17 protein-coding genes and 1 other RNA gene are annotated in these 15,548 nt (G+C 31.7%); 2 read left to right on the top strand and 16 right to left on the bottom strand.

All coding sequences use genetic code 11. From position 1 onward, the window contains the following. Positions 1-71 precede the first annotated feature (71 nt). Positions 72-755, top strand: coding sequence for a glycerophosphodiester phosphodiesterase (locus IY230_RS01010; protein WP_196369487.1), 684 nt, complete (start codon positions 72-74; stop codon positions 753-755). Positions 756-803: 48 nt separating this feature from the next. Here the strand turns inward: IY230_RS01010 and rnpB are convergent. The 9 genes from rnpB to IY230_RS00965 all read right to left on the bottom strand — a co-directional run bounded on the left by rnpB (position 804) and on the right by IY230_RS00965 (position 9,255). After that, an RNA gene (rnpB, locus tag IY230_RS01005) (RNase P RNA component class B) lies at positions 804-1,159 on the bottom strand. A 69-nt stretch (positions 1,160-1,228) separates the two neighbouring features. Next, positions 1,229-1,522, bottom strand: a complete 294-nt coding sequence (locus IY230_RS01000; protein WP_196369486.1) for a hypothetical protein — start codon at positions 1,520-1,522, stop codon at positions 1,229-1,231. A gap of 147 nt (positions 1,523-1,669) precedes the next feature. After that, positions 1,670-3,817 (bottom strand): polyribonucleotide nucleotidyltransferase, encoded by a 2,148-nt coding sequence (locus IY230_RS00995; protein WP_196369485.1) that lies wholly within the window; start codon positions 3,815-3,817, stop codon positions 1,670-1,672. Positions 3,818-3,966: 149 nt separating this feature from the next. Continuing rightward, on the bottom strand, positions 3,967-4,236 hold the full coding sequence (gene rpsO, locus IY230_RS00990; protein ID WP_012242754.1) for a 30S ribosomal protein S15: 270 nt from the start codon (positions 4,234-4,236) through the stop codon (positions 3,967-3,969). Between the two features lie 154 nt (positions 4,237-4,390). Next, the gene (locus IY230_RS00985) at positions 4,391-4,714 is read right to left on the bottom strand and encodes a cyclic-di-AMP receptor (protein ID WP_196369484.1); all 324 of its coding nucleotides are present in this window, start codon (positions 4,712-4,714) and stop codon (positions 4,391-4,393) included. A gap of 39 nt (positions 4,715-4,753) precedes the next feature. Next, complete coding sequence (locus IY230_RS00980) at positions 4,754-5,647, bottom strand: bifunctional riboflavin kinase/FAD synthetase (RefSeq protein WP_196369483.1); 894 nt, start codon at positions 5,645-5,647, stop codon at positions 4,754-4,756. Between the two features lie 15 nt (positions 5,648-5,662). After that, the gene (gene truB / locus IY230_RS00975; protein ID WP_196369482.1) at positions 5,663-6,502 is read right to left on the bottom strand and encodes a tRNA pseudouridine(55) synthase TruB; all 840 of its coding nucleotides are present in this window, start codon (positions 6,500-6,502) and stop codon (positions 5,663-5,665) included. A 66-nt stretch (positions 6,503-6,568) separates the two neighbouring features. Next, complete coding sequence (gene trxA / locus IY230_RS00970; protein WP_012242758.1) at positions 6,569-6,877, bottom strand: thioredoxin; 309 nt, start codon at positions 6,875-6,877, stop codon at positions 6,569-6,571. A gap of 77 nt (positions 6,878-6,954) precedes the next feature. Then, positions 6,955-9,255 carry an endonuclease MutS2 gene (locus IY230_RS00965; RefSeq protein WP_196369481.1) on the bottom strand — a complete coding sequence of 767 codons (2,301 nt, stop codon included), beginning with the start codon at positions 9,253-9,255 and terminating at the stop codon, positions 6,955-6,957. Positions 9,256-9,314: 59 nt separating this feature from the next. Between IY230_RS00965 and rnhC the strand changes: the two genes are divergently transcribed. Further along, the gene (gene rnhC, locus IY230_RS00960; RefSeq protein ID WP_196369480.1) at positions 9,315-10,172 is read left to right on the top strand and encodes a ribonuclease HIII; all 858 of its coding nucleotides are present in this window, start codon (positions 9,315-9,317) and stop codon (positions 10,170-10,172) included. Here the strand turns inward: rnhC and IY230_RS00955 are convergent. Genes IY230_RS00955 through aspS form a run of 7 tightly spaced genes read right to left on the bottom strand, consistent with a single transcriptional unit; the run spans position 10,164 to position 15,548 of the window. Continuing rightward, positions 10,164-11,057, bottom strand: a complete 894-nt coding sequence (locus IY230_RS00955) for an RluA family pseudouridine synthase (RefSeq protein ID WP_196369479.1) — start codon at positions 11,055-11,057, stop codon at positions 10,164-10,166. The genes rnhC and IY230_RS00955 overlap by 9 nt on opposite strands. Then, positions 11,047-11,544 carry a signal peptidase II gene (gene lspA / locus IY230_RS00950; RefSeq protein ID WP_196369478.1) on the bottom strand — a complete coding sequence of 166 codons (498 nt, stop codon included), beginning with the start codon at positions 11,542-11,544 and terminating at the stop codon, positions 11,047-11,049. Before lspA ends, IY230_RS00955 begins: the two co-directional genes overlap by 11 nt. Before the next feature lie 2 nt (positions 11,545-11,546). Then, positions 11,547-11,930 (bottom strand): hypothetical protein, encoded by a 384-nt coding sequence (locus IY230_RS00945; protein WP_196369477.1) that lies wholly within the window; start codon positions 11,928-11,930, stop codon positions 11,547-11,549. Then, complete coding sequence (locus IY230_RS00940; protein ID WP_196369476.1) at positions 11,914-12,894, bottom strand: S16 family serine protease; 981 nt, start codon at positions 12,892-12,894, stop codon at positions 11,914-11,916. Before IY230_RS00940 ends, IY230_RS00945 begins: the two co-directional genes overlap by 17 nt. Next, complete coding sequence (locus IY230_RS00935; RefSeq protein WP_196369475.1) at positions 12,878-13,354, bottom strand: deoxycytidylate deaminase; 477 nt, start codon at positions 13,352-13,354, stop codon at positions 12,878-12,880. The genes IY230_RS00940 and IY230_RS00935 overlap by 17 nt, the downstream gene beginning before the upstream one ends. Continuing rightward, entirely contained in the window at positions 13,351-13,848 is a 498-nt protein-coding gene (msrA, locus tag IY230_RS00930; protein ID WP_196369474.1) for a peptide-methionine (S)-S-oxide reductase MsrA, read from the bottom strand. Before msrA ends, IY230_RS00935 begins: the two co-directional genes overlap by 4 nt. Next, positions 13,845-15,548, bottom strand: a complete 1,704-nt coding sequence (gene aspS, locus IY230_RS00925) for an aspartate--tRNA ligase (protein ID WP_196369473.1) — start codon at positions 15,546-15,548, stop codon at positions 13,845-13,847. The genes msrA and aspS overlap by 4 nt, the downstream gene beginning before the upstream one ends.

The raw sequence follows: 15,548 nt of genomic DNA, 5'->3' as shown, positions 1-15,548 counted from the left end.
ACCAGTAGAGTGGTAACCTTATTTTTTATGTTTTATTTATTCATTTGTCGTATAATATAGATATGAAAACAATGATAAAAAAATACCCCAAAACTAAATTTATTGCACATAGAGGACTTCCCTCAAAAGTGTTAGAAAATACCCTAGAAGGCTTTAAAAAGGCTTCAAAACTCCCCTTTTTTGGCATTGAAACGGATATTCATTTAACACTTGATCAAGTAGCTATCATACATCATGATCATAATCTACTAAGACTTGCAAATATCGATTTAAATATTAATGAGACTACTTATGAAGTAATCAAGGCGCTCAAACTTAAAGATACGTATAAAATACCTTTACTTGATACATATATTGATATTTGTAAAACCTTTCAAAAAGAAGCAATCATTGAATTAAAAGCTGAATTTACACTAGATCAAATTAAATTCATTATCGAAAAGATTGACACACATGATTATTTAGATCATGTCATTTTCATTTCTTTTCATCGAGAAAATCTACTTCAATTAAGATCCATTTTAAAAAACTGTCTGGTTCAACTATTAACAGATAAATTTGATGATGAAATCTTTGATTTTTTAATTAAAAATCGATTTGATCTATCTATTCATCATAGCCAGGTAACTAAGGACTTAATTAATTTACTTCATAAATATAATATAAAAATTAGTACTTGGACAGTAAATGATAAGGTTCTAATGGAAAATTTAGCAAAATTAGGCATAGATTATATTACAACGGATGGTATATAAAAATAAAACCCACTATAAACAAGTGGGTTTTATTTTACATATGAATTAGTGCATAAGCCATGTTCTGTAAAGAATTTCTTCTTTTGTGACTATTAATCTCAAGATTCAAATCTTGCATGATGTTGTATTGCTACACATCATGTGCCCCTACCTAATTTGGGTTGCTAGCTTGAGGGGTTTACCGCGTTTCACTCTATTTATTTCTAAATAGATTCGTCTCTGTGGCACTTTAATTTAAGTTATAACGTAGTGAAACACCTTAGCTATAACTAGTTTGCCGTTATGTTTATACAACATACCTAAGGTTATGATTTCCCTTAGCACAAACACTACACACCTATAAGGTGTGTGCTAGCATGGACTTTCCTAACGAATCATAAAGATTCGCTCAGTCACCTTCCTAATTCCATAATGCATAGACATTTTATATGCTTTTAGATGAAATGTCAAACAATACATTGTATTATCATAATTTACTTAACTTTATGTCTAATGAAGCAAATTATGGATGAAGTTAGTGTACCAATAAATATAAGTAAAGTAAAACCAAAGATGAGTAGATAGCCTAGTGCAGCCCATCCGGTATCATCATTAGCTGTGATACCTAGAATCAAAAATGCTGAAGAAATAGACAACACTATACCTGGTATAATAAAAACCAACCATTTATTTTTTTTTGAAAGTACACCACTTACCCAGTAGTTAATCAAACCACTTGCAAGAAAAATAAAAATCATATTCAAATATAACTGTAGATTATCATCCATAATAACACCAGCCTTTTTAAAAGTAATAATTTATTATAATAGATTTATTTGTTAAGCGTGTTATTTTTACATAAAAATAAAAAAATCCTAGCCTATATCGCATGAGTATATTGGGCTAGGATTTAGAATTAATATCAATCTATTATCTTATAAAGCGTCTTTTCTGGATAAGTCAACACGTCCACGTTCATCAATCTTAACTACTTTAACTAAGATTTGATCACCTACTTTAACTTTACCATCTAAAGATTCTGTTCTTTCTTTTTCCCATTTAGAAATGTGGACTAATCCTTCAGTTCCTGGGAAGATTTCAGCGAATACACCTTGGATTTTTTTACCATCTTTATCCATTAATAAGCGCGTCACTTTAGCCTCGTAGATTTCTCCAACTTTAGCTTCTCTTACTAAACTTTCGATGTATGCAGCAGTTTTGTTTAACCATGAAGAGTCCGTATGCATAATGAATACTCTACCATCTTGTTCAATATCAATTTTTACGTTGTTATGATCTTCAATGATTTGAGTAATAATTTTACCACCAGCACCGATGACGTCTCTAATCTTATCTGGATTAATACGGATCATCTTAACTTTAGGTGCGAATGCACTTAATTCAGTTCTTGTTTCACTAATCACAGTGTTCATGTGTGAAAGAATATGTAATCTACCCTTACGAGCTTGTTCTAATGCTTCTTTCATAATCTCAGTTGTAATACCTTGAATTTTGATATCCATTTGAAGTGCAGTAATACCATCTTTAGTACCTGCGACTTTAAAGTCCATATCACCTTCATGGTCTTCCATACCTTGAATATCACTTAAAATTGAGTAATGAGCACCGTCCATGATTAAGCCCATTGCAATACCTGCAACTGGCGCTTTAATTGGAACACCAGCGGCCATTAGAGCCATAGAGCCTACACAAATTGTAGCCTGTGAACTTGAACCGTTGGATTCAGTAATTTCAGATACTACACGGATTGCATATGGGAATTCATCTTCAGAAGGTAATACTTGTAATAAAGCACGTTCTCCTAAAGCACCATGACCAATTTCACGACGTCCAGGTGCACCATAACGACCTGTTTCACCGACTGAAAATGGTGGGAAGTTATAATGTAACATGAAGCGTTTTGTGATTGTTTCTTGTTCTAAACCATCAATAATTTGATTTTCATTTAATGAACCTAATGTGACTACCCCTAAAGCTTGAGTTTGACCTCTTGTAAATAGTGCAGAACCATGAGTTCTTGGTAATAAATCAACTGAGGATGCAAGTGGTCTAATTTCATCTAAGCCACGGCCATCAGGTCTTACTTTATCTTCAGTAATAAGGCGTCTAACTTCTTTAGTTACAATTTTGTCTAAAGAAACTTTAACTTGATTGATTAATTCTTTCTTTTGATCAGCATCTAGTACTTCTTTACCATCTACTGTCATCCAGAAATTTCTTTCTTCAAAATGAGCTAGTACTTCGTCTTTGATTGCATCAATTGCATCATAACGTTCTTGTTTGTCAATAAGTGAAACAGCTTTAACTAATTCTTTACCCTTGTATGCAAATACTTCATCAAAGATTGATTGATCAAGACTAAGTAATTCGGGTTCAACTTTTTCAACTCCAAATGCCTTTTTAATCGTTTCTTGGAAAGCACATAATTCTTTAATTGCTTCATGACCAAATAAAATAGCTTCTAACATAACTTCTTCAGATACTTGTTTAGCACCCGCTTCTACCATGTTAATTGCATCTTTTGTACCTGCAACGATTAAATCGATGTCTGATACATTTAATTGTTCTGTTGATGGGTTTAATACAAATTGTCCATCAATACGTCCAACATGTGCACCAGCGATTGGTCCCATGAATGGAATATTTGATATCTCAAGCGCAATCGATGAACCGAGCATTGCAGCCATTTGACTTGATGCTTCAGGATCTGATGATAATACTGTATTAACAACTTGAACTTCATTTCTATAAGCATCATCAAATAATGGACGTAATGGTCTATCAATTAATCTTGATGTTAAAGTTTCAACTTCTGATGGTCTACCTTCTCTTCTGAAGAATCCACCAGGAATTTTCCCTGCAGCATATTGTTTTTCTGCATATATTACCATAAGTGGGAAAAAGTCAGTTTGACCCACTTTCGCTTTAGCAACAGCAGTTGATAGTACAACAGTGTCACCATAATAAATCATTGCGGCGCCATTTGCTTGTTTAGCAATTTCGCCGACTTCAACTCTTAGTGGTTTCCCAGCAAGTGTTGTTTCAAATACTTGTTTAGACATATAAAATCTCCTTCATTTTATATTGAAATTATTTTCATTTTTTTCAATTCATTTAATTATAACATTAATCGCTATAAATACACCACATATATCGATGAATATGGTATTTTAGACTTATAAAAATAAAAAAAACTCAAATTGAGTTTTTCTTATCTTCTTAAACCAAGTTCATTAATTAAAGCAGCATATCTTTGAGCATCTTGTTCTCTTAAGTACTTAAGTAGATTACGTCTACGACCAATTTTCATGAATAAACCACGTTTTGAATGGAAGTCATGAATATGAGTTTGTAAATGTTCATTTAGCTCATTGATTTCGTGAGTTAAAATTGCAACTTGTACTTCTGGTGAACCAGTGTCGCCAGCGAATCTTGCAAATTTCTCAACGATTGCTTTTTTACTGTCTTTTGTCAGTGCCATAATGTTTCCTCCTATGTCTCGTATAGCTAAAGAATTTGTTTTGGCTAACAATGTCCTTGCTATCGACCTAATGAATCATACCATAATTAAATTTTAATTGCAACATTTTTTTATTTTTTTATGATAAAATGCATTAATTTTGGAATAAATTACATTATAATTTGATAAATTGGTCCACATTTAAAATGAACACAGTCGCTCCACCAACGGATACTTCGATTGGTAAAGTACTAAATGATCCGAATTCATTAACGATAGCATTTGGTACAATTTTACTGCGAGTCTTAGAATATTTTTCAATTATATCTAATACTTCAGGCACCTTTTCATCATTAATACCAATTAAGAATGTTGCATTTCCTTCACGAAGGAATCCACCCTTAGTTGATAATCTAGTCGCGAATATTCTTTCTTTAACTAAACCCTTTTGAACTCTGTTTGCATCATCATTAGATACAACAGCTATAACCATTTTCATAGATGATACCTCCTCTATTAATAATATTTTATCATATTTTTACTTTTTTAATAAGTTATGTGTTTGTTCTACATCTTTTTCGATTTGTTCTAACATAGTTTCTACTTTATCATACTTTATTTCATCTCGTAAATAGTACTCAAATGAAACAGTAATCTCTTCTTCATATAAATCGCCATCATAATTCATGATAAATACTTCTAATCTTCTTGTAGTTGAATAGTTGATTGTTGGGTTATGACCTAAATTAGCGCATCCTAAATAGGTTTTATCACCTATTTCCACTTTTACAGCATAAACACCTATCTTAGGTAAATAATGGTTCTTATAGTCGATATTAGCGGTTGGATAACCTATCATTTTGCCTACTTTATCACCATGAATCACCTCACCATGGATACTGTAACTTTTATTAAGTAGTTTTCTGGCAAGTTTCATATCACCTTGTTCAAGTAATAACTTAATGTAGGTTGTAGATACACGTGTATCCTTATAGAGTAAATCCTCTACGACGAGTACCTCAAAATGCTGTTTTAAATCATCAACACTACCAGATCCTTTATGACCAAACTTGAAATCACGACCTACAACGATACGTTTTACTTGAAGTGACTTTAGCCACTCAATAAATTCTATTTTTTCTAGTTTTGAAAATGCCTTAGTAAACTCAACTACGATAAATAAATCAACACCCATCATCTTAAGTGCACGTTCTTTGTCTGATATATCCATTAGAATTGGAAGTTCTTTGTTTGTAATTACACTCATTGGATGTGGAAAAAATGTCATGACAGCACTTTTTGTGTCACTAAATTTTTTAACCTTTTCTATAAGATTTTGATGCCCGATGTGTAACCCATCAAAATTACCAATAGTTAATGTAATTGGTTCATTATTTTTTATGGATTCATATGTAGTGTGTATTGTCTTCATCTCATGCACTTCCTTTTAAAATAAATATTTCAATTTATACTGTTGATTATCAGGGACATAATATGCAATGTACGTACCCACTTCATCTTGTACAATAAATGGTTCATTTATGTTTGTTTGACGTTCATCTAATACAACACCATTTTTGACGAGTTTAATTAAGTAGTCATTTAAGACTATTTTCTTAACGCCTTCAAATAATAATGTATGATCAATTAAATCAGGTAGTTCAATATCTTCTACGGTCTTTGACATATTTTGGCTATACAAGCCAATCTTTGTTCTATTTAAGACTGATAGTGCACCAAAGGTATTTAATCCTAGTCCAATATCTCTTGCGATACTTCGAATATATGTACCCTTGGATACATGTGTAGAAAAATCTATTGTATGTTCCTTTATTTGATAAGTAAAATCATAAATACTTACTTCTCTAGCAGGCAAATCTAGTGGCTTACCGCTTCTTGCAGCTTCATAGGCTTTAACACCTGCTTTTTTAATCGCTGAATAGCTAGGAGGTATTTGCCTATAGGTAGGCACTATTTTGTCTAAAATAGCCTTTAAATCATCTTCAGCAAATAATACAGGTACTTCATTTATAACTTCACCTGTAGTGTCATCTGTATCATAAGATTTACCAAGTACAATGGTTCCATCATATTGCTTATCAAGCTCATCAAATAGAAAGGCTAACTTTGTTGCTTTACCGACTAAAATTATTAATAAACCGGTAGCAAAAGGATCCAGAGTTCCTGTATGTCCTACTTTTTTAATATTAAATTTCTTTCTAATTTGATAAACAATATCATGGCTGGTTAATCCAGCTTTTTTATTGACTAAAAATATACCGTTCATATACATCCTACTTTTTATATATTTATTATAACACAAGAAAAAAGGCTTTATTACAAGCCTTACTTCTTATTTATGTTCTTCTATCCAAGATAGAATTTTTTCTCTTGGTTGGTAGCCTGATGCTCTAGATACTTCTTTACCGTCTTTAAATAATACAAGTGTCGGTACAGCGCGAATACCATTATCAATTGCTTCTTTTCTGTATTCGTCAATATCTAGTTTAATCAATTGTGCTCCAACGTTTTCAGTGCTAATTTGTTCTAAAACAGGCATTAACATTTTACAAGGTCCACACCATGTAGCAAAAAAGTCTACTAAAACAAGGCCATCTTTACTCACTAGACCTTTAAAATCTTCACCTTTATATTGTTGCATTTAAAATGCCTCCTAATTTTAATTGTATTTATATTATAACTTCTTTAGGTTAAATAATCAAAGAATATGGCTAAGGGTTAAAGTGTAATGACAGTAACTCCATTTAAACCTTCGCCTTCTTGCCCATATCTATGGGATTTTATGTATCTAGACTTCTTAATATAGTCATAAACCGCTTTTCTAACAGCCCCGGTACCAAAACCATGAATCACTCTAATGTAAGGTGTATTCGATAATAATGCATCATCTATTGCCTTATCCATAAGTTCTTTAACTTCTTCAAAACGTACACCTCTTAAATCAAGTTCAAAAGTAGGTGCTTTAGAAGGGTTTGAACCACTGTATTTTGTTTGAACTTTTTCTTGTTTTTTAGGTTTAACAGCCATCTTTGAAAGTTCATGACGTTTAAAAGGTAATTCGAATAATCCAACGGATACTACATACTCATCTTTATTTATTTTGGTGATGACACCATCTTGGCCATAATTAGTGACTAAGACAAGATCACCTATCTTAAGTGGTTCTAGTTTAACTTTAGTCTCTTTTTTAATAGATTTGTTTAAGTCACCTTTTAATTTTGCAGCATCCGGCGTGGATAATTTATCCACTTTAGATAATTTATCAATGACCTCTAAGGCATCTTGTTTTAATTTGTCATATTCTTTAGTTGCTTTAAATTTAATATCTTGAAGCATTTGATCACGCTCTTTTTCAAAAGTTCTGATCTTATCTTGATACCTCTTAATTTCTTTATCAAGTGCCTCTGACTTTGCTTTAAGTACTTCTTTTTCTTGTTCCAATAAAACTTGTTCTTTATTAAGTTTTTCTATATTTTTACCAAGGTTCGTTTGTCTACCACTTAAAAGTGTTTCAGCTTCATGGATAATACGTTTAGGTAAGCCTAATCTATCTGCAATTTTTAATGCATGTGATGATCCGGCAATACCTAAATGAATTTTATATAAAGGCTTTAAGCTCACCTCATCAAAAGCAACACTCGCAGTATAAATATCATCATGTTCGTAAGCATAAAGTTTTAACTCAGAATAATGTGTTGTTAATATGATACGGTTGTTTTTATTTGATTTTAGGTCATCAATAATTGCAATAGCAAGTGATACACCCTCAATTGGGTCTGTTCCACTACCTAACTCATCTAGTAAAATAAGTGCTCTTCCTTTTAACTTATCAAACATATTCTTAATCTTTGTTAAGTGTGATGAGAAGGTTGATAAGGATTGTTGAATAGATTGTTCATCACCAATATCTGCGAATATTTGATCAAAAACACTCATTTGACTATTTTTGTTTAATGGCACTAAAATACCTGATTGCATCATTAAAGTAAATAACCCTAAGGTTTTTAGTGCTACTGTTTTACCACCAGTATTCGGACCAGTAATCATTAATACATTACGATCATTACTAATGCTTATTTCAATAGGTACAACACTTTCTTTAGCAATTAATGGGTGTCTAGCATCGATTAAGTGGATGTTTCCATCACTATTTAGATTTGGTAGGTTTGCATCAATTTCTACAGCATAAAGGGTTTTTGCGTGTAGTACATCAAGTTCTACTAAGATATCTAAATGACTTATAAATTCAGTACTAAATGGTTTTAACTTATTAGTTAACGCGATTGATATTTGAATAATTTCTTGTTCTTCAAGACTCTTTAAATACTCAATATCTTGTGTAACTTGTCTTATATCTTCTGGTTCAATATATACCGTTTGTTTAGAGGCAGATACATCATGTATTACACCTTTAACTTTATTTTTATAGCCTTCTTTAATTGGTATAGCGTAACGACCATTACGCATTACAATGATGGACTCGTTTAGATAACTTTGATAACGTGTTAAGACTTCACTTAACAGTTTATCAAGTTGTCTTTCTTTCATCTTTAAGTCATGTCTAATAGTCTTTAGCGTACTTGAAGCATCATCATAAATAGTTTCATCATCCTTAATGATTTCATCTATATGTTGAAGTTGTGATTTTGAATGTTTAAAAGTCTTTATCCATTCTAGATGATTAATATGGACAGAATCAATTGATTTAAAATAGTTTTCTAAAGATTTTTCCATGTGAATAAAGCGTCTAATCATAAGAAAATCTTCAATGCTTAAAAAATCCAGTTTATCTAAATTGGTTATTATAAGGTAAATATCAAATCCTTTTACAAATGGTAATCGACCATAAGTATCAATAATTTGTTTCAACTCAAAGGATTTGTGTAAATTTAAAGAGACTTCATCTAATTGATTATAAGGTAAAGTATCTTTAATAGCTGTTACTGAAACCTTTGAATAGGCGTAGTCTTGGATTTTATCTAATATTAAATTAAATTCTAATGCTTTTGTCGAATACATTTAAAAACTCCTTATTTCACACTTTTTATGGTATAATATTACTCAGTAGGTGAAGAATATTGAGAAATTATACAATTAGCTTATCTAGCGACCAGCTAGTTTTGCTTAAACAATTTTATAACAATTATTTATTAAAAGTGGAGCAGCCATATGTTTTTTTTGTTGCTCATCATAATGATACACGTATTAGTGCATTTAAATCAGGTAAAGTTGTACTTCAAGGTGAAGAGATCAATCCTGAATTAGTTGCTATAAAATCTTTTTTAAACATTACTAATTATGCTGCAATCGGTTCTGATGAAGTCGGTACAGGTGATGCTTTAGGTCCAGTAATTGTATGTAGTGCATACGCCTCGATTGAAGATATCGAATTCCTAGAAAAACTAGGTGTTAAAGATTCTAAATCCATGACTAATAAAGAAATTGTCAAACTAGGTCCTGTCATTGCAAAGCGATTAACACACTCTATTGTGATATTAACCCCTGAGAAGTTTAATGAACAAACCCAGAAAGGTTTGAACTTAAACAAAATTAAAGCGCTGTTACATAATCATATGATTATTAAGACAACTTCAAAAGTTGAAGCTGCAGTGCCTGTAATTTTAGATCAATTTTGTTTACCAACACACTACTTTAACTATCTAAAGGATGAAAAGTTAGTGTACCGCGATGTTGAGTTTTACACCAAAGCAGAGTCTGTACACTTAAGTGTTGCTGCTGCTTCCATCATAGCACGTTATGCATTTTTAGTTAAAATGCATCGATACTCCAAGAAATTCAATATGAAATTAAAACTTGGTGCTAGTAAAGAAGTCGATGTTCAAATTAAAGAAATTTATGACACGCATGGTTTAGATGGGTTAAGTAAAATAGCCAAAATGAACTTTAAGAATGTCACAAAACAAAATTTAACCTAAAGTAACTAAATAACTTTCAAATTCAGGTGGTAATGGTGCTTCAAGCATCATTACTTTTTTTGTAATAGGATGCACAAATTCTAATCTAAATGCATGTAATAACTGGCCATCCTTTAATACTTTAGCTTTTGTACCATATAATGGATCTCCAGTAACTGGATGTTTAATATATGCTAAATGAACACGTATTTGATGTGTTCTACCTGTCTCTAATTTACAATGAAGTAATGTATGATCTCTAAAGGTTCTCATCACTTCAAAATGTGTAATTGCTGGTTTACCAGTTGCTACAACAGCCATTTTTGTACGAATTTTTGGGTGTCTCGCAATTGGTGCATCAATAACACCTTTATTATGATCTAAAACACCTTCAACGAGTGCAATATATTCACGCTTGATTTCATGAAGTTTTAAATCTTGGGCTAATATTTTATGTGCTTCGTTTGTTTTAGCAACCAAAATAAGGCCAGATGTATCTTTATCAATGCGATGTAAAATACCAGGTCTTAAAGGATCATCATTGTGTGTGGATAGTGTACCTGTATGATGTAGCAAACCAGACACTAAGGTTGTTTCACTAAACGTTTCAGACGGGTGAACTACTAATCCTTTAGGTTTGTTAATGACCATAATATCATCATCTTCATAAACGATATTTAAATCAATATCTTTAGGTTTAAGTGGATTAACCTCTTCTTTAGCTTCAAGGTCTAGGGTAATTTCATCACCACTTTTTAACTTATAACCAGCTTTAGTAGTTGATCCATTCACCATGACAAACCCATCTTTGATAAGTGTAGTAATTTGACTTCTATTGAGTTCTGTTGACGATACTAAAAAGTGGTCTAAACGGCTATCTGCTTGTTCTGTAATTTTAAATTTCATTTTGTGTATCCTTCTTTATCTTTTTCTGTCTTAGTGTGTCTAGTATTAATATATCAATCAGTAGTAAAACAACACCAGCATTTAATAATACGTCTGCAAAATTAAATATTGTTCCACCTACAATTGGAAGAAATGGCATTTGAACATAGTCAATGACATAACCAAATAATACTCGGTCTATTGCATTACCTAATGTACCACTGATCAGTAATATAAAGGCAATCGTATAGACCTTTTTTGTTTTCCAATCTGATTTTGAGAAAAAATATCCAAATAATACTAAAGCAAATAAGGTGATGATGAAAAATAAAAATTGTTGTCCTTGAAGTAATCCAAAGGAGGCTCCTGTGTTTTGTACATAACCTACATAAAGTGTATTATCGATTACAGATACAATACTTCCAGCTGCATATAAATTTGAAAATATTTGTTTAAGTATGACATCTACTAAGATAAGTACTGCCATTATGATATAAGATAAAATCATGTTTAAGCTCCTTGTAAAAATATCAATACAAAAATAATACCTACAACCACAAGCAAAGCACTCATAATGCTACCTTCGACAATAACTAGTGATTTTGTATTCAATAACTTGATTTTTGGTTCAAACAACCCATGTATATAATACATTAAATATTCATAGATGAACACAGCAATTACAGATAATATGAATAATAGAATGATTAGGAGCAATTGTAGTTCAACAAACATAAATAATTGGACGAATATCAGGTAAACCGGTAAAAGCAATAAGGTAGTTATGATTAAACTACCTAAAACGCTTAAAAATGTTGACTTGATTGTTGTTAGATCATCTAATCGGTATCTAACTACCTTAGATTGATTCCATAATTTAGTTAAGTACTTCATTGGTTATAACCTCGATTGCTTCTTCAATTGTGGCTACTGGATATATATTGATTAAGTGTGATAAGTGTTTCACTTCATCATAATGTACTGCAGGTATTAAGAAGTGTTTGATACCTTCTTTTTGTGCACCATATATTTTTTGAACTAATCCCCCAATAGGACCGATTTCATTATTATATCTAATTGTTCCAGTTCCAACAATATCCACATTAATTGCATCATAATCGATTAAAGCAAAATAAATACTTAAAGTATACATCATTCCCGCAGATGGACCTGTTAGATTCGTGTCCATACCAGGCAGACTATACTGTGGTGATGCTTGATTAATTTGATATTTTGGATAAAACCTAAATATCGCATCGCTTGTTTTGTTAATGGTAATTTCTATTACTTTATCATCTCTTAGTACATCGAGTTTAAAGTCACCTTCATTTAGAATAAAATACATCCCCATTGTTTCATAATCAGTGAAGTTATTATCATCAATATCCGTGATGATATCACCAATTTTTAATGTATTGTATTCAGGCGATCTAAAGTCAATTATCATACCTACTAAGTCGTAATCAATAGTTATACTATCGTTAGTCTCATGTGCTAATGTATAAGCGGTAATTAAAGATTGCTCAAAAGACGCCTCTTTTTGGATGATCCCTCGAAGATGATTCTCATAAGGAGATAGTACGGATTCAGCATATTGAAGTGGTTCCACTTCAAACTGAGGATTTATCTCATAAAGCATACGCGCAAATCCAGTAATCCTTGACATCGATAAAACAGACACCGACTTTAAATGTGGTGTTTGATTTTTCCCTTCAATGCTTACCATGGTATTTGTAGAGCGTGACATATTTGGTGCTGTCACACTATAATTGGTTGGTATAACTAAGGCAATCATTAAGTAAATATATGCAAATATGACACTGTGAAAAAGTGTTTTTAATTTACTTGTCTGTTTCAAGTACGATTGTCTCCAATTGGATTTGTCTTGCTGTGATACCTGCTTTTTTCATCATTGTTGTTGATGCGATGTGACTTTCTTTACCTTTATCTTTATCTGACATGTAAACAATTTCTTTAACGCCTGCTTGTACAAGTAGTTTCATACATTCATTACAGGGAAATAAAGTGACATAGAGCGTTGCATCTTTAAGACTAGTTGTTGCATTTAATATCGCATTAGCCTCTGCATGGACCACATATGCATATTTAGATTTTGAATAGTCCTCGTTTTTTTGCCAAAAATCTTCATCATCTGATAAACCCATTGGTAAGCCATTATATCCGATTGCCACAATACGTCTATCCGGGTTAATAATACAAGCACCTACTTGAGTATTTGGATCTTTTGATCTTAGAGCTGATAACTTTGCCACACCCATAAAATATTGGTCCCAGGAGATGTAGTTTTGATTTTTCATTTCACTTCATCTGCCTTTGCAAGTCCCAAATCAATATGGCAATAACCAGTTGGATTTTTCTCTAGGTAATCTTGATGATAGTCTTCTGCTAAGAAAAATTGAGTTAATGGCTCTACTTGAACTACAATTTTCTCTTTATATTTTTGTTGTTCTTTTGAAATATAGGCATCAGCAGTTGCTTTAGTTTCTAAATCTTCATAGTATATACCGCTACGGTATTGAATACCAACATCATTACCTTGTCGGTTTAATGATGTTGGTTCTACAATTCTAAAAAAGTGTTCTAGTAATTGATCTAGCGAAATACCTTTTGGGTCATATGTAATTTTGACTGCCTCTGCATGGGTTGCAACACCATTACATACTTCTCTATACGTCGGATTTTCTTTATTGCCATTTGCATAGCCTGATTTTGTATCTATGACACCTTTAAGTTGTCTAAAATAAGCATCAACACCCCAAAAGCATCCACCAGCTAAAATTAATGTTTTCATTTAATCACCTTCAATCCTAAGTCCTCTAATTGGAGTTTATCAATTGGACTTGGAGATTCCATCATAATATCTCTAGCGGATTGTGTCTTAGGGAACGCAATAACGTCTCTAATGTTGTCTGTCTTAGTTGCAAGCATTACAATTCTGTCTAATCCGAATGCAATACCACCATGTGGTGGTGTACCATATTTTAATGCATCAATGAAGAATCCAAATTTATTTCTGATTTCTTCTTGCGTAAATCCTAATTTTTCAAACATTTCATTTTGAACTTCTTGGTTATAAATACGCATTGATCCGCCACCAATTTCATAACCATTCCATACAAGGTCATAAGCTTTGGCTAATGTATCTTTTGGATTGTTTCTAAAGTCTTCTAAATCTTTAGGTGCTGTAAATGGATGGTGTCTAGCATATAATCTTTGATCTTCTTCACTATATTCAAATAATGGGAAGTCAACAATCCATACTAAACTTTCTAAAGTATCATCGATATAACCTAAATCTTTGGCTAATTCTTTTCTTAAGGCACCACAAGCATTGGTTGCACCTTCATAAGTACCTGGCACGATAAATAATGTATAACCATCAGCAACTACGTTTTCATCAAAAAATTTAGCCACCGAACCACTTAGTTGACCACCTTCATGTTTCACATATGCAAGTGTATCTCCATGGTTTTTCTTAACAATTTCTGTTAATTTGTCAAAGTATTTACGTGTAAATAAAGCATTATTTGGTAAAGTAAAGCCTCTTAAGGATGCTTTAGATTCAAATAAAGGTACTTGATAAGTACTTAGCTTTTCTGTTAAGTCTTCAATTTTTAATTCATATCTTAAGTCTGGTTTATCTGAGCCGTACATATCAAAAGCATCTTTATATGTTAGTCGTGCTATTGGTAATTTTAATTCTTTACCTAAGATGTCTTCAAACATACTTGACATCATTTCTTCACCAAGTTTCATAATATCTTCTTGATTAATAAATGATGCTTCAATGTCAATTTGAGTGAACTCTAATTGACGGTCAGCTCTTAAGTCTTCATCTCTAAAACATCTAGCAAATTGGAAGTATTTTTCAAAGCCAGATACCATATATAATTGTTTAAACATTTGAGGAGATTGTGCAAGTGCATAACCTTCACCATGATAAAGTCTTGAAGGTACAATAAACTCTTTAGCACCTTCTGGTGTTGTTTTAACTAAGTATGGCGTTTCTAACTCTAAGAAGTTATTTTTAAGTAAAGAATTTCTAATACTTTGAGTAATCTTACTTCTTTGTAATAAATAGTTTTTTGATGTTGGCTTTCTTAAATCTAAATATCTATATTTTAATCGAACTTCTTCTGAAATATTATCTTGTTCTGAAATAGTAATTGGTGTTGTCATGGCTGTATTTAAAATATTTAGTTCAATAACATCAATTTCAATATCTCCAGTTGTCATGAATTTATTTTTAGATTCACGTTCAATGACAATACCTTTAACTTCTACAACATACTCAGATCTTACTTGACTTGCACGTTCATAGAGTGCACTATTTGGTCTTACAACTAATTGTGTAATACCATATTGGTCTCTAAGGTCCATAAAAATAAGTCCACCTAAGTTTCTAACCTTAGAAACCCACCCTTTTAAAAAGACGGTTTCATTTAAATTTTTAATTGTTAATTCATTATTATGATGGCTATATGTACTCAT

This window comes from Acholeplasma laidlawii (genome assembly GCF_015709225.1).
Lineage (GTDB): Bacteria > Bacillota_I > Bacilli_A > Acholeplasmatales > Acholeplasmataceae > Acholeplasma > Acholeplasma laidlawii_A.
This window is presented reverse-complemented; position numbering and strand designations above follow the sequence as displayed.

Excerpts from the sequence above, each read along its gene's own strand:
- IY230_RS00945 (WP_196369477.1), bottom strand. The coding sequence starts at position 11,930 with ATGAAGTACTTAACTAAATTATGGAATCAATCTAAGGTAGTTAGATAC.
- IY230_RS00985 (WP_196369484.1), bottom strand. The coding sequence starts at position 4,714 with ATGAAAATGGTTATAGCTGTTGTATCTAATGATGATGCAAACAGAGTT.
- rpsO (WP_012242754.1), bottom strand. The coding sequence starts at position 4,236 with ATGGCACTGACAAAAGACAGTAAAAAAGCAATCGTTGAGAAATTTGCA.
- IY230_RS00965 (WP_196369481.1), bottom strand. The coding sequence starts at position 9,255 with ATGTATTCGACAAAAGCATTAGAATTTAATTTAATATTAGATAAAATC.
- IY230_RS00955 (WP_196369479.1), bottom strand. The coding sequence starts at position 11,057 with ATGAAATTTAAAATTACAGAACAAGCAGATAGCCGTTTAGACCACTTT.
- IY230_RS01010 (WP_196369487.1), top strand. The coding sequence starts at position 72 with ATGATAAAAAAATACCCCAAAACTAAATTTATTGCACATAGAGGACTT.
- IY230_RS00935 (WP_196369475.1), bottom strand. The coding sequence starts at position 13,354 with ATGAAAAATCAAAACTACATCTCCTGGGACCAATATTTTATGGGTGTG.
- lspA (WP_196369478.1), bottom strand. The coding sequence starts at position 11,544 with ATGATTTTATCTTATATCATAATGGCAGTACTTATCTTAGTAGATGTC.
- msrA (WP_196369474.1), bottom strand. The coding sequence starts at position 13,848 with ATGAAAACATTAATTTTAGCTGGTGGATGCTTTTGGGGTGTTGATGCT.
- aspS (WP_196369473.1), bottom strand. The coding sequence starts at position 15,548 with ATGAGTACATATAGCCATCATAATAATGAATTAACAATTAAAAATTTA.
- truB (WP_196369482.1), bottom strand. The coding sequence starts at position 6,502 with ATGAACGGTATATTTTTAGTCAATAAAAAAGCTGGATTAACCAGCCAT.
- trxA (WP_012242758.1), bottom strand. The coding sequence starts at position 6,877 with ATGCAACAATATAAAGGTGAAGATTTTAAAGGTCTAGTGAGTAAAGAT.
- IY230_RS00995 (WP_196369485.1), bottom strand. The coding sequence starts at position 3,817 with ATGTCTAAACAAGTATTTGAAACAACACTTGCTGGGAAACCACTAAGA.
- IY230_RS01000 (WP_196369486.1), bottom strand. The coding sequence starts at position 1,522 with ATGGATGATAATCTACAGTTATATTTGAATATGATTTTTATTTTTCTT.
- IY230_RS00980 (WP_196369483.1), bottom strand. The coding sequence starts at position 5,647 with ATGAAGACAATACACACTACATATGAATCCATAAAAAATAATGAACCA.